This is a genomic window from Moraxella boevrei DSM 14165 (genome assembly GCF_000379845.1).
Lineage (GTDB): Bacteria > Pseudomonadota > Gammaproteobacteria > Pseudomonadales > Moraxellaceae > Faucicola > Faucicola boevrei.
The window spans coordinates 54,059-73,272 of record NZ_KB903804.1 but is presented as its reverse complement, the minus strand read 5'-3'; the positions used below and the strand labels follow the sequence as shown (position 1 = coordinate 73,272).

Here is a 19,214-nt window from a genome sequence, read left to right as displayed (position 1 = left end):
TAACATCAATCAGGATACACAATTAAACATTTTTCAAAAACTCATTTGATTTTACCAATTTTGCTAAACTTTAATTTTCCCAAACTAACCCCATATCAATCCAAATTTTCAAAAAAGCTGATATTCATGTCTGACACTATTTTTGCGGATATGCCCGCCCTAAAAGTTACCAACTTATCAAAAACTTACAAAAACGGCTTTACCGCCCTAAAAGGTGTGGATTTGGTCGTGCCACAGGGTGGATTTTTTGCCCTTTTGGGGGCGAATGGGGCAGGCAAGTCCACCATGATTAACATTATCTGTTCGCTACTTAATCCAAGTACAGGGCAGGTTGAGATTTTTGGCACAAACTTACATGACAATCCAAGTCAGGCTAAAAAGTTTTTGGGCGTTGTTCCCCAAGAGTTTAACTTTATGCAGTTTGAAAAGGTGATTGACATCATCGTCACCCAAGCGGGCTACTATGGCATTGATAAGGCAACCGCTCTGCCACGAGCTGAAAAGTTGTTAAAGGCTTTAGGATTGTGGGAAAAACGTAATGAAAAAGGGCGAGCTTTATCAGGCGGTATGAAGCGTCGGGTTATGATTGCCCGTGCGTTAATTCATCAGCCAAAACTTTTGATTTTAGACGAACCGACCGCTGGCGTGGATATTGAGCTACGTCATTCTATGTGGGAATTTATGCAAAGCATTAATCGTGAAGAAAACACCACGATTATCTTAACAACCCATTATTTAGAAGAAGCCGAGCAACTTTGCAAACACATTGCAATTTTAGAAAAAGGCGAGATTAAAATTAATACCGATATGAAAAGTCTGCTCTCTAGCCTTGATAACGAAAGTTTTGTGTTAGATTTAGCAAAACCGACAGGTAAAATTATGCTGAGCAATGTCGTGCATTATGTACAGTCTGATGACAAAACCCTTGAAGTAACGCTTAATAAAGGGGAAACACTCAACCAAGTTTTTGCCCAATTATCCGCCCAAAATATTGATGTGATTAGTATGCGAAATAAAGCCAATCGCCTAGAAACTTTATTTATGAATTTGGTGGATAAAAATTTGACCGAGAAATTAGAAAATTAAGATTCTTTTAAAAAAATAGTAGGGTGGGTTAGCTCACCATTTAAATATTTGAATTGAAAAGGTGGGTTGAACCCATCTGATGATTTATAAAATGATAAACACAAATATCTACCGAGATACGCATGAATTTTCAACAACAAACCGTTGCCCTAACCACACTGATGATTAAAGAAATCCGCCGAATTTTACGCATTTGGCCTCAAACCTTACTGCCCCCTGCCATCACGATGACATTGTATTTTGTGATATTTGGCACAATGATTGGTAGTCGTGTGGGGCAAATGGGCGGTGTGAGCTATATGCAGTTTATTGTGCCTGGCTTGATTATGATGGCGGTGATTACCAATAGTTACTCTAACGTGGTGTCTAGCTTTTTTGCCACCAAATTTCACGGCAATATTGAAGAAATGTTGGTGAGTCCCATCTCTAAACACACGATTTTAATGGGTTTTATTGTGGGTGGGGCATTTCGTGGTTTGGCGATTGGAGCGATTGTCACAACATTGGCATTATTTTTTACCGAATTAAGCCTTGTTAATCCGCTGATTACGGTGCTAAGTGTCGTGCTAACGTCGGTTATGTTTTCGCTTGGTGGTATGATAAATGCGATTTTTGCCCGTTCTTTTGACGACATTTCCATTGTACCGAGTTTTATTTTAACACCGCTCACTTATCTTGGTGGCGTGTTTTATTCGCTTGAGAATTTATCCCCATTTTGGCAAAATTTATCGCTGTTAAATCCGATTGTCTATATGGTTAATACTTTCCGTTATGGGATTTTGGGTCACTCGGATGTCAATGTCATCTATTCGCTGGTGGCGATTTTTATCTTTACGGCAATTTTTTACGCCATCGCTTATCAATTATTAAAAGACGGTGGGCGGCTAAGAGTGTGATGCTTAGCCGATTTTCAAACGTTTTTTAAACTATTTTTTCCGCCAAAACGTGCAAATAGCGACCAAGCCATTTATACGGCTCTTGTCCGCTATATTTCACCTCCATGTCAATCACCGCCTGTTCATTGGTATGACCGCCACGTTTTAGCGGTGCATAATCGTGAAAAACCCGCAATCCTGAAATGTGATGAACGCTAAACTGATGTTCATTTAACCACAATAATACATCGTCTTTGGCAACAGGATTGTTGGGGGTTAAACTTTTATTATCGGCTTTAAAATCAGGATTATTAAGTAGATTAAAATTACCCATAATCAAGTTGCGATAAAAGAAACTGGCAGGATTATAAAAACACAATGACAAAGCACCGTTTTTTATCAGCCATTTATCAAAAAACGACATCATTTGACGTGGCTCGGCAAGCCATTCAAACACCGCATGACACAAAATCAAGTCGTATTTTCCAGACAGTTTTTTGGGTAACTCTTGATAAGGGCAGATATGCCAAGTGATTTTTTCGCTGATTTCGCCTGCGTTTTGGCAAGCTTGATTTAACAAATTGGCAGAAATGTCATTCACCGTAACATCATGCCCCAGTTTGGCGAGTTCTATAGAAATCTGTGCCAAACCTGCCCCTACGTCCAAAATGCGTAAAGGGCGATTGGCGGTTTTTTGATAAACCGTTACCCAGTTAAAAATATCGTGGCGTAACACGGCAAGGCGGATTTCTCCTTTTAGTCCGCCATAGATTTTTTTTTCAAAATGTTCGCTAATATCGTCAAAATTACGGTCTTGCTTACTCATTTACCAATCTCGGTTTGCGATTAGTTCTTCCACATCGGCATTTTCAAAACCATAGGCTTTGGCAACAAAATCAAAATCCATGCCAATACAATCACGAGCAACCGTTTCAATTTCGCTTTCATCGCCAAAATCGTCTTGTAAATCATTGATTTTGTCCACACCTTGATTGGTAATGATGTAAAGTTCGTTCAATGTTTTTGGTGATTGTTGTTCAATATTTTGGCAAACTTCCAACAAAACGGCTTTGACTTTATCAACCGCTGATTTTGGGTAATAATCATCGTTATACATATCGGCAAGCCAGTTATAAGCATTGATTTTGGGGTTTTGTAAATTCATGGGAGGTACCTTTTATTCAGATTTAAAAAGAAAATAATAAACACAAAAAGCTATAGGAAAAATTAATAATAAACTCCAAAAACCAATCCAAACAAACAAGCCAATACTACTGGTAAAAAATAGCATGGCTAAAGTTTGTATAAAAAACTCGCCAATGCCAATAAAGTTGAGTAAAAATTCCTTTTTAGACGTTTTTTGTGGATACTTGTTTGGATTATTCATCTCAATCACTTCCTATCGCATTAAAAACTTATGCCAAATTCTTAAATCCACGCTGTTTATCACGTTGATAATCACGTTCTTTGAGTGTGGCTCGTTTGTCGTGTAATTTTTTGCCTTTTGCTAATGCAATTTCACATTTGACACGCCCATGATTCCAATAAGTTTTTAATGCCACGCAAGTATGCCCTTTTTGATTAATTAAACCAAACAATTTATCAATCTCTCGGCGGTGCAATAACAACTTGCGAGTACGCAACGGGTCGGCGACATGGTGCGTGGACGTGCTAATGAGTGGCTGAATGTGCGAACCAAATAAAAACGCTTCGCCATTTTTAAAAATGACATAACTTTCAGTAATCCGCATTTTGCCTGCCCGAATGGCTTTGACTTCCCAACCCAGTAATTCTAAACCAGCTTCATAGGTTTGTTCAATAAAAAAATCGTGGCGGGCTTTTTTGTTACTGGCGATAAGGCTTGGGGTTTTCGGTTTTTTACTCATAATATTTCCAAAAAATTATTCAATTAAAACCATAATAAAGGCAAAAACCACCAAACACAAGGGCAAAATGGATAAAATATCGCACCTATGCCCAAAATATGCTAAAATACCGCAAAAATTTTTTGGAAAAACCGATGTCACAACTGCAACCAACCTTTAGCAAAATCCTATACCCTGGAACGTTTGACCCCATTACCAAAGGGCATTTAGACTTAATTCAACGTGCCAGTAAGTTGTTTGACGAAGTGGTGGTTGCGGTGGCGATTGGACATCACAAAAAACCGCTTTTTAGCATTGATGAACGCATCGAACTGGTGAAAAATTGTACCCAATCTTTACCCAATATTTCGGTGATTGGTTTTGAAGGCTTGCTGGTCAAACTGTGTCAAGAACAACAAGCGACAGCCATTTTGCGTGGCTTGCGAGCGGTGAGCGATTTTGAATATGAATTTCAACTTGCCAACATTAACCGAGAAATTGATGCCAATTTTGAAACGGTATTTTTAACACCAAGCCAAGAATATTCGTTTATTTCATCAACATTTATCCGTGAAATTGCCAAATTGCACGGCGATGTGCATAAATTTGTCCCCAAAAATGTTGAAGATGCCCTAATACAAAAATTTAGCAATGCTTAAGAGATAATATGGCATTAAAAATTACTGATGAATGTATCAACTGCGATGTGTGCGAACCTGTTTGCCCCAATGAAGCGATTTATATGGGTGAGCTGATTTATGAGATTGACCCAAATTTATGCACCGAATGTGTGGGGCATTTTGATGAGCCACAGTGTGCCTTGTTTTGCCCTGTGCCTGATTGTATTCCCAAAGACCCAAATTTTGTGGAAACGCAAGATGAGCTGTTGGCAAAGTATCAACGTTTAACCCAACAATAACTGTTTTTATTCTGTTTAAAATTTGCTATAATAATAATTGGCAAACCAAACGGTCGCTGGTGATTTTTTTTAATCACGGGAGGAAAGTCCGAACTACACAGGGCAGAGTGCCAGCTAACGGCTGGGCAGAGCAATCTGACGACAAGTGCAACAGAGAATAGACCGCCGATTTTTCGGTAAGGGTGAAACGGTAGGGTAAGAGCCTACCGCATGACTGGCAACAGCTTATGGCAAGGTAAACTCCACTCGTAGCAAGACCAAATAGGTGTTCAATGGGTTGCCCGCTCAGAACACGGGTAGGTTGCTTGAGCGTATTGGCGACAATACGCCTAGATGAATGACCGTTCACGACAGAATTCGGCTTATCGGTTTGCCAATTTTTTAACATAAAAGCCCAACTTCGGTTGGGTTTTATTTTTTTAGGAAAAAATATGATAACCATTTATGGCATAAAAAACTGTAGCACCATGAAAAAAGCCTTTGAAAAATTGGACAATCTGGGCTTGGCATATACCTTTTTTGACTATAAAAAACAAACAATTGACATCGCAACCTTACAAAATTGGGTCAATCAAGCTGGCATTGACAAAGTGTTAAACAAAAAAGGCACAACGTGGCGAAAGCTTAGCGAAAACGATAAACAGCAAGCCGAAAATTTGGATTTTGCCTTACAACTGTTACAACAAAATCCCAGTATGATAAAACGCCCTATCGTAGTGCGTGATAAGGCGTTGCTGGTAGGTTTTGATGAAAGTGAATTTGAACGATTGGCGGATTGATAGAATATGTTTGCTTAAATATCGTCCACTTGATTGCTAATCAATGTACCCACGCCTTTATCGGTAAAGATTTCCAAAAGTGTTGCGTGTGGTACTCGTCCGTCCACGATGACCGCACTTTTTACGCCATTTTTGACTGCTTCTAGGGCATAACTGATTTTGGGTATCATGCCACCAGAAATTGTGCCGTCCGCAATCATTTCGTCCACTTTGGCAGGGGTTAATCCTGTGGCGATATTGCCGTCTTTGTCAAGCACGCCTTTGATATTGGTGAGCAAAATCAGCTTTTCAGCCAACATAAATTCTGCCACTTTGCCTGCTACCACATCTGCATTGATGTTATACGTTTCGCCATTTTCGTCCACGCCTAAAGGAGCAATCACTGGAATAAAATTTGAAGAAATCATCAAATCAATCACATTTCGGTCAATATGTACCACATCGCCGACATAACCCAAATCTATTTGCGTGGTATTGCCGTATTCATCGGTTTTTTGCATGGGAAGTTTTTTGGCTCGGATAAGGTTGGCATCTTTGCCTGTCAAACCAATCGCTCGTCCGCCGTGTTTGTTAATTAGATTGACGATAGATTTATTGAGACTACCGCCTAGCACCATTTCTACCACGTTCATCGTGGCTTTGTCAGTAACTCGCATACCGTCAATGCGGTCTGATGTGCGTCCAAGCTCGCTCATCAAGCTATCCACTTGCGGGCCGCCACCATGCACGACCACAGGGTGAATACCAACAGTTTTGAGTAATACAATATCACGGGCAAATGAGCTTTCCAATTCTGGGTCGGTCATGGCGTTGCCACCATATTTTACCACCATGACTTTTCCTTCAAAACGTTGAATATAGGGTAGGGCTTCGGTCAAAACTTCAGCAGTTTGTAAGGCTTTTGCTAAATCTAATGCCATATTTCTTTCCTTAAAAATGGGTTAAAGTGGACGAATGCTTGCAACCTGTTTGGCAATATTTTTATCAGGATTTTCATCAATAAAATGGCATAAATCTACAAAAACGTTTTGGACTTTTTGTAGATTTTCTAAATTATCTGCCGAAAATCGCACGGTCAAAAAATTGCCTGTGTTGGACTTGCGTAAAATGCCAAATCCATATTGAAAATCTAGGCGTAAACCGTCAATGGTCTGAACATTTTTTATCATAAAACGTTGTTTAATTGCCCAAAACGGTTTTTTGGTTAAATTTAATAATTTTTTAATAAACAAAATTCCGCTTTCATTGCTATCAATCGGAATATACATATCAGGCGTGCTAATACTGGTTGGGAGATTTTTTAAAATATCTGTGAGCGATTTTTCTTGAAAGTTTAACCAGTTTAACAAGCGTAAACCTGCATACATGGCATCATCATGTAGGATAAAATAACCGTCATTAAACAAAAAATGTCCTGACAATTCCCCTGCAAAAATAGAAAAACGTGATTTGTTTTGCAAAGATTGTCGCATCAAACTACTGCCTGTTTTTTCCATAATTGGCAATGCCCCACGCTGTGCAATCAATAGTGGCAAATGGTGCGAACATTTGACATCAAAAATCACTTCGCTTTGGTAGGTGTGGGGTTTTTGATATTCATCAATGGCAATACCTGCCAAAATGTACAATAAATCGTCAGGTTTTAGTATCGTGCCAGAGCTATCTACCACCATCAAGCGGTCGCCATCGCCATCAAAAGCCAGCCCAATATCCGCCGTGTGCGTGATAACGGCTTGGCAAAGCTCGTTTAAGCGTCCTTGTTCGCAGGGGTCTGGATTGCCCTTGGGGAAATTGGGGTCTGGCGTGTCGTTTAGCACAATACAGTCAAAACCAAAATTACTAAAAAAATCAAAGGCGTAACGTGATGTTGCCCCGTTCATACAGTCAATGACGATTTTTTTGACAGCGGTAGAAATGCTTTTGCTTGGGTAAATATGTTGGCGAATGTTGGCGATAGCATGGGTAGTGGCTTGTTGGTATTGCCAAAAAGCGTTGTCAATTTTATCAGTATTATCAACGATTTGTAAAATTTTTTGGTGAAGTGAAATGTCCAAATCTACCACTTCAGTCAGCGTGTCAAATAACGCCAAAATATCCTCGCTACTAGGCGATTGGTGATTGACAAGCCACTTGATGCCGTGAATGTGTTTTTCGCTATGGCTTGCCGTTACCATGAGACCATTGCCTGAATAACGGCTTGCCATAAACGCCATCATGGGCGTGGTGATTTGACCAAGCCAATATACTTGTAAACCAATTTTGTGACAGGCATATGCCAAAAACTTGGCAATATGTTCGCTATATTGGCGGACATCGTAGCCAACAACGACACAGTTATTGTTTTTTTTAAACAAATTGGCAAATGCAAAACTTAATGACAACAAGAAGTCATCGGTAAACCACCGCAATTCACCACGAATGTCATAGGCTTTAAATAGCCTTTTTTGTGGTAAAAATGGGTGAAAATGGGTGATGTATTCGCCAAGCTCGCTACGATTTATCATGATAATATTTAAATTTATCTAAATAATTGATGACAAATTAATGCGTGCCACTTGAGCCAAAACCGCCTGTGCTACGCATACTAATGTCTGAAAAATCAGGCACAATGTCAAATGTTGGACGTATCACAGGTACGACTAAATATTGAGCCATACGCTCGGCAGGTTGTAATGTGTAGTCGGTTTGGCTTCTGTTCCAAATAGACACCATGATTTCGCCTTGATAATCGGCGTCAATTACGCCTGTTAAATTGCCAAGCACAATGCCATGTTTGTGTCCTAGTCCTGAACGTGGCATGATAAAGCCAACGTAATTTGGGTCGGCGATATAGATAGCAAGCCCTGTTTTTACCAAAACCGTTTCGCCAGCTTTGATAAGCAACGGTTCATCAAGGCACGCACGCAGGTCAATACCTGCTGAGCCTTCAGTTGCTCGGCTTGGCAATGGGAAATTCGGGTCGTTGCCGATTTTTTGGTCTAAAATTTTTACTTGAAATTGCATTTTTGTCCTTTTTGATTAAAAATTTGGAAAATAAACGGTATCATTTTAACACTATTTGCCAAATTTTTGCCATAAAAAAACCCACTCTAATGATAGAATGGGTTGGTTTTAATTTGTCTTGATTGGCTCTCCAACCTGGGCTCGAACCAGGGACACATGGATTAACAGTCCATTGCTCTACCGACTGAGCTATTGGAGAATGGTAATCAATCAAGTGGTGCATATATTAGCAGATTTTTGGTTATTGTCAACTGTTTTTTACAAATTTTTAAAAAAAATTTTTAAAAATTGAGTTGTAAAAATCATCATCAATGAAAAACCCTTTTAATCATAAAATTAAAAGGGTTTTAATATGGCTCTCCAACCTGGGCTCGAACCAGGGACACATGGATTAACAGTCCATTGCTCTACCGACTGAGCTATTGGAGAATAAAGCGGTAGAATTTGTTAAAACAACCATTGTGGTTTGTGGTGCGTATTTTATCAGATAATGGGTCAATGTCAAGCATTTTCTATCAATTTCTATCAATTTTTTTCAAAAATTTTAGAAAATCTGACAAAAAAGCCAAAATTAAGCGATTTTTACCTAAATTTTACCATTTTAGTAAGGTTTATTGACACTTTACCACACAATATTAGCAACACGTTACACGATTTTTTGGTGGATGTGCTATGATAATACATGATGAATGCTTATGTTAACTTTAAAAAATCAATCAAAATTAGCGATTGTTTTATTACTATCTGCTTTTGGTGTGGCAAATGTCGCCAATGCTGAATTAATCATTAACCCGCAAATTGCTACCCAAATCGTACAAATCCAAAACCAACCGACCGATGCGTCTGTTACTAAACTGGTGCAAGTGCTGCAAGTCGATAAAATGGTGGATAGTCTGATTGCCCAGCGTCAAGCGATGCATGACGGCGTGAAAAATTTACCAAATCCGTTCCCAAGTGACACCAAATCTATTTTTTCCAAAAAAACCAATGAACAGCTTCATAAGATATTTGAGAAATACAGCCAACTGTTCAGTGGTGAAATGGATATGGCACAAACTCGTGAAAAATTGCTATTTGCCTATGAGCAAGCGGTGAAAAAACATTATAACCAAGTGGAAGTTGATGCGTTAATCGGCTTTTATGATACGCCGACAGGTCAGCAGATTTTACAAAAACAATCATTGGTAGAACAGGAATTTTTGACGGTTGCCGTGCCTGCTATGGTGCTATGGTTGGTGATACCGAAAAAATGCAACAATCTTTACCACAATTAGGCAAAGAATTGGAAAAAATTTTTAAACTGGGCAAATAAATGCTTGACATACGCCAAAAAAACCTTATAATACGTAATACAATCTGATAAATATTTTATCGGTTATCGTCATTGGGTCGTTAGCTCAGTTGGTAGAGCGTCTGCCTTACACGCAGAATGTCGGCGGTTCGAATCCGTCACGACCCACCATATGTTAAACCCTAACTGTTAAAGTTGGGGTTTTTTATTGTCTGTTGTTTTTTTAATGGCTAAATGTCAAAAAGATGGTTGTCAAAAAATGGTGGGTTACGCTGTGTCACCACACCTTACAAATATCTGTAAAAAAAACTATTCGCTACTTTCGTTACTTGGTTTATCCGCTTTGCTTGGCACGTCAATCTCTTGTAGTTGGTCTTGTCGTACTTCGTGGTTTGGTGTGTCGGCTGATTGGTGCTTTTCGTTTGGTGTTTGCGCAGGTTTTTCATTGTTACTGATTTGTTGGTTTTGTTCGCTTTGGGTTTTGACGAGTTTTAGCATGGCTTGATTATTTTTTCGCAAATTTTCTTCAATTTGACGTTGGTTGCGTTGTTTGGTTTGTTCAATTAACTCGCTGAGTTTGTCGTGGTCTTTTTCTAGCGACTCGGCAAGCTCGGCAATTTCTTTTTGTTCGCTGTTGAGTGGTTTTGGCGGTAAACCTTGTTCATTTTTGGCAATGTCACGACTGGTTAAGACCTGATTGACAGGAGGCGGGCTAATTTCCACTCGCTTAATGCGTTGTTGTACCCGTTGTTGAATTAAGCTTGGTTCAACGTTTGGCGGTGTTTGTTGAATGGTTTTAATGTAGTTTGCTAATGGGCGTTCTGCAGGTGAGCTAGCAGGCATTACACTCGAGGCGTTGGCGGTGGGTTGGCTTGCGGTTTCGGTGACGAGCGGTGGCAATTTAGCTTGGGCAGATTCAGTCACCACGCTGGTTGGGGCAAGGCGTGTGGGAATAGGCTCTAGGCGTTTTTGCGTGTACCAATAGGTAATAATCACCCCTGCAATTAGTAAGTGCAACATAATGGTAAAAAACCACGCTTTGGTACGTTCCTGTTTTTTAGTGGTGTTTTGTGGTGGGTAGTGCGGTTCGTCAGGTGTTTGCATGGGTTTCCCTTAATTTTACTTCTTAAACATAATTATTTTTTTACAATTTTAACATATGTTGTTACCAAAAATATACTTTTTTTACAAGAATAAGGGTAGTAATTTTAAATATTTTTTTTAATTTACTTTTTCAATTTTTTACCAGTCACACCAATAATTGCTAAAAACTGGATGTTTGTCTATAACTACTGTTTTTAAAGCTTAAATTTTGTTATCATGGCGATTTTTAATCGGTATTTTAATTAATGGTTTTGTTATTTTTTTATTAGATGTATAATAAAATCAATCTGTTATATTTGTTTGAAATATAGGTCTTATCATGGTTGTCGCGAATTTACGCATTTGCAAAACACGAGTTATCAAAAATTTGCCAAAATCACTGGTGGTATTTACTTTGGCGGTTTTGCCGTTGGCGGTGCATTCGGCGAATATGACCGATGTTAATGGTTTGATTGGGCAAGCGGTGGCAACGCACCCGTTGGTGGGTTCGGCTCGTGCTGAAGAGCAGGCGACAGCTGAAGGCGTGCGTGCGGCAAAGTTGAACTTGTTGCCACAACCGTCTGTGACGTCAAGTTATGATAAGAATGACGGGATGATTAGCCGTGCAGGATTGCGTCAGCCGTTGTGGACAGGTGGTAGGCTTACGGCGAATGTGAACCAAGCGATTTATGATGATAAAGCGGCGATGGCGTATATTTTTGAACAGCAAAATACGGTGGCAAAAAATACCATTGATATTTGGCAAAGTTATATTTATGCGGTGGCATTACAGCAGTTATATGTCAATAATTTAAAGCAATTGGGTGAGTTTGAAGCCATGATGCAACGCCGAGTATCCGAAGGCGTGTCGGCAAAGATTGATTTAGAATTGGTCAAAAACCGTATTTTACAAGACCAAAATGCCTATCAAGGGGCAGTGCAACAACAACGTATCGCCGAAGCCCGTTTATCACAAATGATTGGCGAAAATGTCAATGGGCAAGCGGTCGGTACGGTAACCTTGGCAAAAATGGCACAATATGTCAAAGCCCAATCGGTGGATTTTGAGCAATTAGCCTTTAACCAAAGTGGCATTAATAACCCAAGCGTGATTAAACAACAATTTCAAATTGAAGCCGCCAAACAAGGCGTAAAAGCACAACAAGCCAGCCGTTATCCAACTGTGTATGCCCAATACGAATATTTGTACTACCACAAAGGCACACGGGACAATGATGGACAGTTTTCGGTCGGTTTAAGCTATGACCCTGGGGCAGGTTTTTCTAATATGGCGTTGGCTCGTGCGTCGCAAGCCCGTGTGCAAAGCCTTGAACAATCCCAAGAAGCCGCTCGCCGTACCGTGATGGAAAGTATCCAAACCCAATATCAAGAGTTTGTCAATGCCAAAGACCAAGAAACATCACTGATTTCTGCAGTAGCAGGGGCTCAAATCGTGGTGGACTCATATCGCCGTCAATTTATTGCAGGGCGAAAAAGTTGGTTAGAAGTGCTAAACGCCGTGCGTGAAAAAGCAGGCTATGAGCAACAGTTATTACAAATCCAAAGCCAAATGCTAGGAGCTTATTATAAATTAGCCGTGGATTTTGGGCGGATGCCGTGGCAAGAATTTGGCTTAATTCACGCCCCAACTCAAGAATATCGCCCTTATCAATCACTCCAAGACTGGTTGCAACAACACCGTGATGACACCTTACAATCGTCAAATACCCTGCCAACGAGCAATCGTATTGACAAGGGTTTTGACAACATTTTTGATAAAGATGCGAAAAATAACGTAACTGAACCAACGCAATCAATAGATGAAGCGTTGGTAACAACTGACAATCTAGCAAATCCTAAAAATGCAACCGATAATTCAATCCATAACGCAACGAGTGACGTCACGCCTTTGGTGGATAATTCCCAAGTGTTAATTACCGATAGTAACGGCACGCAAAAACCGTATTTTCCACCATTACAAGTCCCTGATATCAAAGTGTTAAGTAATAGCCAAACCTTGAACGCCAATCAGTTAGGCTATGTTGAACCCTAAATTTAGATGAGATTTTTTATAAAAAATAAACCATAATTTTTGCATTTTTAACCAAATGCTTGATTTTTTAAGGCAACATAATGCTGAACCAAAATAACACACAACAAACACAAAACACCACACATCAGCCAATCCCAACCCAAGCTAACCAATCGCAAGAGTTGGCAGAAGCAGTATCTACCTTGCTAAAAGAGCAGGGCTTTCCGATTGATAAAAATCGCTTGCATAGCAGTATTGCCAATATTGACCCATTGGCAGAGCCAACCGATAAGGTGTTGACTTTGTTGCAGATTTTGGGTATCCACGATTTGCCAAAAATCATGCCACAGCCTGATGGTGCGTATATGCCGTTGCTGGCGTATCATCCGCAGTATGGTTGGGGTAGAATTGTACAACAAACCGCCCCTAATCAATGGTTGTTTCAAAAAATTAACCAAGCAATGCGTTGTCAAAGTCATGAATTTGTGTTTATTGCCAAAATTCAGCTTTCTGACCAACATGTTGAAAAACGTAAAATTAGCTTTCGCAATTTGCTAAATAATAACTTAAGCAAACATAAAGGTGTGGTCGCCGAAGCGGTGATTGCATCGCTGATTATTAACTTTTTGGCATTGGCATCATCGCTGTTTTCTATGCAAGTGTATGACCGTGTTATCCCAACTCGCAGTGAGTATACGCTGATAATCTTGTCATCAGGCGTGGCGTTGGTGATTTTGTTTGAAATGTTTATGAAGTTTGCCCGTTCCAAAATTATGGATAAAATGGTGGTGAGCCTTGACCAGAATTTATCCAGAGATATTTTTGAGCGTTTGTTAAAAGTGCGGGTTGACCAAATGCCAGGGTCGGTAGGGTCACTAGCGGCTCAGCTTCGTGGTTATGAGCAAGTGCGTAGTTTTTTTACCGCATCAACTTTGTTTACCTTGGTTGATTTGCCGATGAGCATTTTGTTTATCATTATCATTGGGGCAATTGGCTCACCTTGGTTGTCATTAATTCCGATTTTGGCAGGGATTATTGGCATTAGTATTGGTTTGTCAAGCCGTACCAAAATGGACAAAGCGGCGGCTGAAGGGGCGGCGGCGTCCTATGCCAAAACAGGAATTTTGGTAGAAACTGTTGAAGGCATGGAAACCATTAAAGCAGGGGCAGGTAACTGGAAATTTTTGTCTCGTTGGTTAAACGTAATGAATACCACCATTAACAACGATTTAAAAGTCAAACATATCAATGACAATCTCAACTATGCGGTGCAAATGCTTCAGCAAATTAGCTATGTGGGGATTGTGATTGTTGGGGCGTATATCGTGATGACAGGGCAATTGACAACTGGGGGCTTGATTGCGTGTACGATTTTGGGAGGTCGGATTTTAGCACCGATTATGGCAGTACCAAGTTTGCTCATGCAATATTCGCATGCCAAAGCTGCTCAAGCCAATATTGAAAAATTGTTTACCCTTGCCCAAGACAATGATGGCGTGAATTATCCGTTATCACCGTCTCGCATTCAAGGTAACTATCAAGCGGACGGCGTGGTGTTCAAATATGCAGGCAATGATCGCCCAGCGTTACAAGTACCACAACTAACCATCCGTGCAGGCGAACGGGTGGCGATTTTGGGGGCGATTGGTTCGGGTAAATCTACTTTGTTAAAACTGTTGTCAGGTTTATACGGTACGACCGAAGGGCGTGTGCTATTGGACGGTTTAGACATTAACCAAATCAGTCGAGAAAGTCTGAGTGAACAAGTTGGATATTTGCAACAAGACCACCGTTTATTTCAAGGTACGTTGCGAGAAAATTTATTAATCGGAATGCCCACACCGCCAGACGATGTTTTGCAACATGCGTTGGTACGAACAGGGCTAATGCGTTTGGTATCATCGCATTCTAGCGGGATTGATTTGCCGATTAGCGAAGGTGGTAAAGGCTTATCGGGCGGACAAAAACAGCTGGTTGCTTTTACTCGCTTGGTGCTTACGCAACCAACCGTTTGGCTACTGGACGAACCGACTGCCTCCATGGATAACGTGCAGGAACAACAATGTTTGCAAGTCATCGCCCAAGAACTGCAAAAAGGGGGTAAAACCTTGATTGTTTCTACCCACAAAATGGCGTTACTCAATTTGGTTGACCGCATTATTATCATGGCAAATAACCAAATCGTCATGGATGGACCAAAACAAGCGGTATTAGCCCAATTACAAAAAAATGAAGAAGACGCTCGCCAAAAAGCCATCGCCCAACAAGAAGCCCGCCGTAAATTGGCACAACAACAGGGCGATAATCCAAACCAAAACTCAAACCCAAGTGACGGGCAACCGCCAACGGCTTAAGGTGGCATTTTTATCTAGATTTTTAACATTTTTGTCAATTTGTCAAAATGATAACCGAGTAAACGATGAACCCAAACAACCCTAATAACCCCAGTAATTTTCAATACCAATCCGCCCAACCCAACACCAGCAAAGCCCGTTGGACAGTGTGGATAGCCTTAATTGCCATTATCACCTTGGTAACTTGGGCGGCTTTTGCCAAAATTGACCAAGTTACCCGAGCCACTGCCACCGTGATTGCCAGTGCCAGAACCCAAGAAGTTCAAGCATCTGAAGGTGGTATTTTAACCCAACTTTTGGTAAAAGAAGGCGATGCGGTCAAAAAAGGACAATTATTAATTGTACTAGAAGAAGAACGTGCCAAAGCCGCCGTGGATAATTCAGCGAGTAAAATTGCTGCCTTGAGAGCCAAAATTGCCCGTCTAGAAGCAGAAATTTTTGACAAACCGTTAAAATTTTCAGACGATGTGCAAAAATTTAGCGAATATGTGGTGAACCAAACCCAACTTTACAACCGCCGAAAACAAGCGATTGACCAAGATGTCGCATCGTTAAAAAATATGTTGGTGTTGGCAAAACAAGAGCTTGCCATGAATGAGCCCTTATTGGCACATGGCGATGTGAGCCAAGCGGACGTGATAAAATTACGCCGTCAAGTGGCAGATATTGAAGCCCAAATTAATAACAAACGTAACAAATATTTTGAAGAAGCCCAAACCGAACTCACCAAAGCCCAAGAAGATTTACAATCCGAAGAAGAGCAAATGCGAGACCGTAGCCAAGTGTTACAGGAAAAACGCCTGAACTCACCGACAGACGGCATTGTAAATAACATCAAAATTAATACCGTGGGCGGTGTGGTAAAACCGGGGGAAGTCATCATGGAGCTTTTGCCAACCTCTAGCGATTTGATTGTGGAAGCCAAAGTCAAACCTGCTGATATCGCCTATGTCAAAGAAGGGCAGACCGCCAATGTCAAGCTAGATGCGTATGATTACTCAATTTTTGGGGCGATGAACGGCACGGTCAGCTATATTAGCCCAGACACGCTGATGGAACAAACCCCAAAAGGTCAAGAACCCTATTACCGTGTGCAAATCCACATCAAAGGGGCGGAATTTCAAGGACGTGAAAAAGATATCGTTATCCGTCCGGGTATGACCGCAACCGTTGAAATCAAAGCCTTAGAACGTACCGTATTAAACTATTTAACCAAACCAATCACCAAAACCTTATCCGAAGGTTTGGGTGAGCGTTAATTAAAAGGGTTGGATTGGCAAAAATGGGGACTAGAAAAAATGTTAAAAATTTCACAAATTTTTAAAAATCTAGTTGACAATGTCACAAAAAACGCTATAATACGCAACAAGCCAACCGACAATGGCAATCAGTTTTATACGCAGTGGTAGTTCAGTCGGTTAGAATACCGGCCTGTCACGCCGGGGGTCGCGGGTTCGAGTCCCGTCCGCTGCGCCATTATCCAAAAACCCCAAATCTTTTTTAGGTTTGGGGTTTTTTATTAAAGGAATTATCCTGTTATTTATCAACGAGTTGTAGTATGATTTACATTCGCCAAGTGATGATGATATTGTTTGCCATTGTGGTGTTATTAGCCTTGCAATACCAATATTGGTTTGGCACGAATGGACACCGAGATTTGACACTGTTAAACAAACAAATCGCCGAACAACAATATATCAACGATGAACAACAAAAAGCCAATAAAGTGTTATTAGCCGATGTCAAAGACCTCAAAAATGGGCTAGAAGCGGTAGAAGAACATGCAAGAGCAGATTTGGGCTTGATAAAATCAGGTGAAACCTTTGTGCAAATGTCCACCGCAACCACCACATTTGATACGCAAGCACCGCTGTATCAACCCTATGACAACCAATCGGATAGCCAACAACATACCGATAATGGTGATAACCCGAATCATCCATAATTTATCAAAATTTAATTATTTGTAACTTCTATTATCATGAAAAAAAATATTATTCATACGGTTGTGGTCGCAGCAGGTGTGGGCAAGCGGTTTGGTACGAGCATTCCTAAACAATATTGTCAAATTCACGGTAAAACCGTGTTGCAACATACTATCTCGGCACTGAGTCAAGTGTCAGCGATTGACAGTTGTTATTTGGTGGTGTCAGCCCATGACAGTTGGGCAAAATCGCTGAATTTCGATTTGCCAATACATTGGGTGGTGGGTGGTGCAGAACGCATGAACTCGGTTTATTATGGCGTGCAAGCGGTGATTGAAACGGTGTATGATACGGTTAATTCCGACTTACATTCACATTGGGTATTGATACACGATGCGGGCAGACCGTGCGTTAATCCAAGCGATATTAAAAATTTAATTCAAACTGTTTGCGATAAAAATTATCAATCAGGTGGACTATTGGCAGTGCCGATGCGTGATACGGTAAAACAACAAAGCCTTGTCAGTCAAAACCTTGAAAATCAATATGTTGTCAGCGATAAAACCTTGGATAGAAGTATGCTATGGCTTGCCCAAACGCCCCAACTTTTTCCCTTGGTGGATTTGTATGACTATTTGACAATCGCAATTAATGAGAAGATTGCCTTTACCGATGAAGCGAGCTTGTTTGAGCATTTTGGCAAAAAACCAATGTTGGTTGCAGGCAGTCAACAAAATATCAAATTGACCTTTCCAGAAGATTTACAATTTGCACAAGTTTTTTTAACCTAATTTTGGGTGTTATTTTTTAACGTTTTGAAAAAATAGTTTGTTTAACCAAAATTTTATGTTATGATGTGTACTATTAAACTAGTACATTGAAATGTATTTGTATAACGACACAATTATTTTGGAGAAATTTGATGAAAATTTTATCAGCGTTACACTTGAGCGTGTTGTCTGCGGTGGTAGGTTTAACGGCTTGTTCTAATACACAAAACAGTTCAAAGGAAGGCTTAGCGAGCAACTCACAAAACAGTAGCCAAGCAAGTACCGCCACCACAAAAACCGCCAAAACTGTTGCGATTACAGCGATTGTGGAACATCCATCGTTAGATGCCATTCGTCAAGGCGTGATTGATGAGATTGAAGCCCAAGGTTATGAACAGGGTAAAAATTTGACCGTAAATTTTCAATCAGCACAAGGCAATACCGCCACGGTTGGGCAGATTTCTAAGCAGTTTGTTGCGGATAATCCTGATGTGATTGTGGCATTATCCACACCGTCCGCCCAGTCTATGGCAGTAGCGAGTAAAGATATTCCGATTGTTTATACCGCTGTTTCTAACCCTGTTGCTGCCAAGCTGATTGACAGCAATAATAAACCCACCCAAGCCAATATTACAGGGCTTTCTAGCCAATTACCATTAGCCCCACAGTTGGATTTTATGCAACAAATTATGCCAAATGTCAAATCAATCGGCTATGTGTACAGTGCAGGCGAGATGAACGCATCATCGCTAAAAAATGATTTAAATGCTGAATTACCAAAACGTGGGCTAAAACTGGTAGAAATGCCAACCAATCGCCCCAACGAAATCGGGATGGCGACCAAAGCCCTAGATGGCAAAGCCCAAATCATCTATACGTCAATGGACAACAATGTCGCATCGGCCATGGAGTCAATGGTAGAGTCTGCCAATACTTTAAAATTACCGATTATTGCATCGGATGAGTTTAGTGTACGACGTGGGGCGGCGGCAGCGTTGGGGGTGAATGACTATGACTTTGGGCGTGCAACAGGCAAAATGGTGGTAAAAATCCTTGACGGTACGCCTGTCACCCAAGTTCCCCCTGCCGTGATGAATGATTTGACGTTATACGTTAGCCCAAAACACGCCCAATTACAAGGTCTAACTTTTTCTGATACGGTATTGCAAAAGGCGGTCAATGTAGATACCACGCCTGTGACAACGCACGGTAAAGCTAAATAATTTTAATAT

Annotated in this window: 20 protein-coding genes, 4 tRNA genes and 1 other RNA gene; 15 read left to right on the top strand and 10 right to left on the bottom strand. The window is 40.6% G+C overall.

Features of this window, described 5'->3' with window-relative positions; genetic code table 11:
* The first annotated feature begins 126 nt into the window (after positions 1-126).
* Entirely contained in the window at positions 127-1,086 is a 960-nt protein-coding gene (locus A3G3_RS0109330; RefSeq protein ID WP_019520257.1) for an ABC transporter ATP-binding protein, read from the top strand.
* Between the two features lie 122 nt (positions 1,087-1,208).
* Positions 1,209-1,982: an ABC transporter permease gene (locus A3G3_RS0109325; protein ID WP_019520256.1), complete on the top strand. Its 774-nt coding sequence runs from the start codon at positions 1,209-1,211 to the stop codon at positions 1,980-1,982.
* A gap of 25 nt (positions 1,983-2,007) precedes the next feature.
* Here the strand turns inward: A3G3_RS0109325 and A3G3_RS0109320 are convergent, their stop codons facing one another.
* Genes A3G3_RS0109320 through smpB form a run of 4 tightly spaced genes read right to left on the bottom strand, consistent with a single transcriptional unit; the run spans position 2,008 to position 3,847 of the window.
* Complete coding sequence (locus tag A3G3_RS0109320; RefSeq protein WP_019520255.1) at positions 2,008-2,787, bottom strand: methyltransferase domain-containing protein; 780 nt, start codon at positions 2,785-2,787, stop codon at positions 2,008-2,010.
* Positions 2,788-3,126, bottom strand: a complete 339-nt coding sequence (locus tag A3G3_RS0109315) for a DUF5713 family protein (protein WP_019520254.1) — start codon at positions 3,124-3,126, stop codon at positions 2,788-2,790.
* A 12-nt stretch (positions 3,127-3,138) separates the two neighbouring features.
* The gene (locus tag A3G3_RS0109310) at positions 3,139-3,348 is read right to left on the bottom strand and encodes a hypothetical protein (protein WP_019520253.1); all 210 of its coding nucleotides are present in this window, start codon (positions 3,346-3,348) and stop codon (positions 3,139-3,141) included.
* Between the two features lie 28 nt (positions 3,349-3,376).
* Positions 3,377-3,847 (bottom strand): SsrA-binding protein SmpB, encoded by a 471-nt coding sequence (gene smpB / locus A3G3_RS0109305; RefSeq protein WP_019520252.1) that lies wholly within the window; start codon positions 3,845-3,847, stop codon positions 3,377-3,379.
* Positions 3,848-3,981: 134 nt separating this feature from the next.
* Here smpB and coaD point away from each other — a divergent pair, with 134 nt between their 5' ends.
* The 4 genes from coaD (at position 3,982) to A3G3_RS0109290 (ending at position 5,524) form a co-directional block, all read left to right on the top strand.
* Positions 3,982-4,485 carry a pantetheine-phosphate adenylyltransferase gene (gene coaD / locus A3G3_RS0109300; RefSeq protein ID WP_026212960.1) on the top strand — a complete coding sequence of 168 codons (504 nt, stop codon included), beginning with the start codon at positions 3,982-3,984 and terminating at the stop codon, positions 4,483-4,485.
* A gap of 8 nt (positions 4,486-4,493) precedes the next feature.
* A complete protein-coding gene (locus A3G3_RS0109295) occupies positions 4,494-4,745 on the top strand; it encodes a YfhL family 4Fe-4S dicluster ferredoxin (RefSeq protein ID WP_019520250.1) in 252 nt (83 codons plus the stop codon).
* A 37-nt stretch (positions 4,746-4,782) separates the two neighbouring features.
* Positions 4,783-5,126: RNase P RNA component class A (gene rnpB / locus A3G3_RS14095), an RNA gene on the top strand.
* Between the two features lie 50 nt (positions 5,127-5,176).
* Complete coding sequence (locus A3G3_RS0109290; RefSeq protein WP_019520249.1) at positions 5,177-5,524, top strand: Spx/MgsR family RNA polymerase-binding regulatory protein; 348 nt, start codon at positions 5,177-5,179, stop codon at positions 5,522-5,524.
* Positions 5,525-5,538: 14 nt separating this feature from the next.
* Here the strand turns inward: A3G3_RS0109290 and argB are convergent, their stop codons facing one another.
* The 5 genes from argB to A3G3_RS0109260 form a co-directional block, all read right to left on the bottom strand.
* Positions 5,539-6,444, bottom strand: coding sequence for an acetylglutamate kinase (gene argB / locus A3G3_RS0109285; protein WP_019520248.1), 906 nt, complete (start codon positions 6,442-6,444; stop codon positions 5,539-5,541).
* Positions 6,445-6,465: 21 nt separating this feature from the next.
* Positions 6,466-8,028, bottom strand: a complete 1,563-nt coding sequence (locus A3G3_RS0109280; protein WP_019520247.1) for a phosphohexomutase domain-containing protein — start codon at positions 8,026-8,028, stop codon at positions 6,466-6,468.
* A gap of 37 nt (positions 8,029-8,065) precedes the next feature.
* Positions 8,066-8,527 (bottom strand): dUTP diphosphatase, encoded by a 462-nt coding sequence (gene dut / locus A3G3_RS0109275; protein ID WP_019520246.1) that lies wholly within the window; start codon positions 8,525-8,527, stop codon positions 8,066-8,068.
* 123 nt (positions 8,528-8,650) lie between these two features.
* A tRNA-Asn gene (locus A3G3_RS0109270) sits at positions 8,651-8,726 on the bottom strand.
* 154 nt (positions 8,727-8,880) lie between these two features.
* Positions 8,881-8,956: transfer RNA gene (locus tag A3G3_RS0109260), tRNA-Asn, on the bottom strand.
* Between the two features lie 266 nt (positions 8,957-9,222).
* Here A3G3_RS0109260 and A3G3_RS0109250 point away from each other — a divergent pair.
* Positions 9,223-9,801 carry a DUF2059 domain-containing protein gene (locus tag A3G3_RS0109250; RefSeq protein WP_019520243.1) on the top strand — a complete coding sequence of 193 codons (579 nt, stop codon included), beginning with the start codon at positions 9,223-9,225 and terminating at the stop codon, positions 9,799-9,801.
* Between the two features lie 112 nt (positions 9,802-9,913).
* Positions 9,914-9,989 (top strand) — tRNA-Val (locus tag A3G3_RS0109245).
* A gap of 138 nt (positions 9,990-10,127) precedes the next feature.
* Here A3G3_RS0109245 and A3G3_RS0109240 read toward each other — a convergent pair.
* Complete coding sequence (locus A3G3_RS0109240; RefSeq protein WP_019520242.1) at positions 10,128-10,922, bottom strand: restriction endonuclease subunit S domain-containing protein; 795 nt, start codon at positions 10,920-10,922, stop codon at positions 10,128-10,130.
* A 319-nt stretch (positions 10,923-11,241) separates the two neighbouring features.
* Between A3G3_RS0109240 and A3G3_RS13575 the strand changes: the two genes are divergently transcribed.
* The 7 genes from A3G3_RS13575 (at position 11,242) to A3G3_RS0109205 (ending at position 19,205) form a co-directional block, all read left to right on the top strand.
* Complete coding sequence (locus tag A3G3_RS13575) at positions 11,242-12,954, top strand: TolC family protein (RefSeq protein WP_019520241.1); 1,713 nt, start codon at positions 11,242-11,244, stop codon at positions 12,952-12,954.
* A gap of 80 nt (positions 12,955-13,034) precedes the next feature.
* The gene (locus A3G3_RS0109230) at positions 13,035-15,287 is read left to right on the top strand and encodes a type I secretion system permease/ATPase (RefSeq protein WP_019520240.1); all 2,253 of its coding nucleotides are present in this window, start codon (positions 13,035-13,037) and stop codon (positions 15,285-15,287) included.
* A 65-nt stretch (positions 15,288-15,352) separates the two neighbouring features.
* Complete coding sequence (locus A3G3_RS0109225; protein WP_019520239.1) at positions 15,353-16,546, top strand: HlyD family type I secretion periplasmic adaptor subunit; 1,194 nt, start codon at positions 15,353-15,355, stop codon at positions 16,544-16,546.
* A 140-nt stretch (positions 16,547-16,686) separates the two neighbouring features.
* A tRNA-Asp gene (locus A3G3_RS0109220) sits at positions 16,687-16,763 on the top strand.
* Positions 16,764-16,845: 82 nt separating this feature from the next.
* Entirely contained in the window at positions 16,846-17,232 is a 387-nt protein-coding gene (locus A3G3_RS13570) for a septum formation initiator family protein (RefSeq protein WP_019520238.1), read from the top strand.
* 36 nt (positions 17,233-17,268) lie between these two features.
* Positions 17,269-18,003: a 2-C-methyl-D-erythritol 4-phosphate cytidylyltransferase gene (ispD, locus tag A3G3_RS0109210; RefSeq protein WP_019520237.1), complete on the top strand. Its 735-nt coding sequence runs from the start codon at positions 17,269-17,271 to the stop codon at positions 18,001-18,003.
* A 131-nt stretch (positions 18,004-18,134) separates the two neighbouring features.
* Positions 18,135-19,205, top strand: a complete 1,071-nt coding sequence (locus tag A3G3_RS0109205) for an ABC transporter substrate-binding protein (RefSeq protein WP_019520236.1) — start codon at positions 18,135-18,137, stop codon at positions 19,203-19,205.
* Positions 19,206-19,214 lie beyond the last annotated feature (9 nt).

Bases quoted from the DNA above. Each gene is read 5' to 3' on its own strand.
- A3G3_RS0109240 (WP_019520242.1), bottom strand. From the start codon at position 10,922: ATGCAAACACCTGACGAACCGCACTACCCACCACAAAACACCACTAAA.
- A3G3_RS0109230 (WP_019520240.1), top strand. From the start codon at position 13,035: ATGCTGAACCAAAATAACACACAACAAACACAAAACACCACACATCAG.
- ispD (WP_019520237.1), top strand. From the start codon at position 17,269: ATGAAAAAAAATATTATTCATACGGTTGTGGTCGCAGCAGGTGTGGGC.
- A3G3_RS0109310 (WP_019520253.1), bottom strand. From the start codon at position 3,348: ATGAATAATCCAAACAAGTATCCACAAAAAACGTCTAAAAAGGAATTT.
- A3G3_RS0109280 (WP_019520247.1), bottom strand. From the start codon at position 8,028: ATGATAAATCGTAGCGAGCTTGGCGAATACATCACCCATTTTCACCCA.
- A3G3_RS0109225 (WP_019520239.1), top strand. From the start codon at position 15,353: ATGAACCCAAACAACCCTAATAACCCCAGTAATTTTCAATACCAATCC.
- A3G3_RS13570 (WP_019520238.1), top strand. From the start codon at position 16,846: ATGATTTACATTCGCCAAGTGATGATGATATTGTTTGCCATTGTGGTG.
- A3G3_RS0109205 (WP_019520236.1), top strand. From the start codon at position 18,135: ATGAAAATTTTATCAGCGTTACACTTGAGCGTGTTGTCTGCGGTGGTA.
- A3G3_RS0109295 (WP_019520250.1), top strand. From the start codon at position 4,494: ATGGCATTAAAAATTACTGATGAATGTATCAACTGCGATGTGTGCGAA.
- A3G3_RS13575 (WP_019520241.1), top strand. From the start codon at position 11,242: ATGGTTGTCGCGAATTTACGCATTTGCAAAACACGAGTTATCAAAAAT.
- smpB (WP_019520252.1), bottom strand. From the start codon at position 3,847: ATGAGTAAAAAACCGAAAACCCCAAGCCTTATCGCCAGTAACAAAAAA.
- argB (WP_019520248.1), bottom strand. From the start codon at position 6,444: ATGGCATTAGATTTAGCAAAAGCCTTACAAACTGCTGAAGTTTTGACC.
- A3G3_RS0109315 (WP_019520254.1), bottom strand. From the start codon at position 3,126: ATGAATTTACAAAACCCCAAAATCAATGCTTATAACTGGCTTGCCGAT.
- A3G3_RS0109325 (WP_019520256.1), top strand. From the start codon at position 1,209: ATGAATTTTCAACAACAAACCGTTGCCCTAACCACACTGATGATTAAA.
- dut (WP_019520246.1), bottom strand. From the start codon at position 8,527: ATGCAATTTCAAGTAAAAATTTTAGACCAAAAAATCGGCAACGACCCG.
- A3G3_RS0109320 (WP_019520255.1), bottom strand. From the start codon at position 2,787: ATGAGTAAGCAAGACCGTAATTTTGACGATATTAGCGAACATTTTGAA.
- coaD (WP_026212960.1), top strand. From the start codon at position 3,982: ATGTCACAACTGCAACCAACCTTTAGCAAAATCCTATACCCTGGAACG.
- A3G3_RS0109250 (WP_019520243.1), top strand. From the start codon at position 9,223: ATGTTAACTTTAAAAAATCAATCAAAATTAGCGATTGTTTTATTACTA.
- A3G3_RS0109330 (WP_019520257.1), top strand. From the start codon at position 127: ATGTCTGACACTATTTTTGCGGATATGCCCGCCCTAAAAGTTACCAAC.
- A3G3_RS0109290 (WP_019520249.1), top strand. From the start codon at position 5,177: ATGATAACCATTTATGGCATAAAAAACTGTAGCACCATGAAAAAAGCC.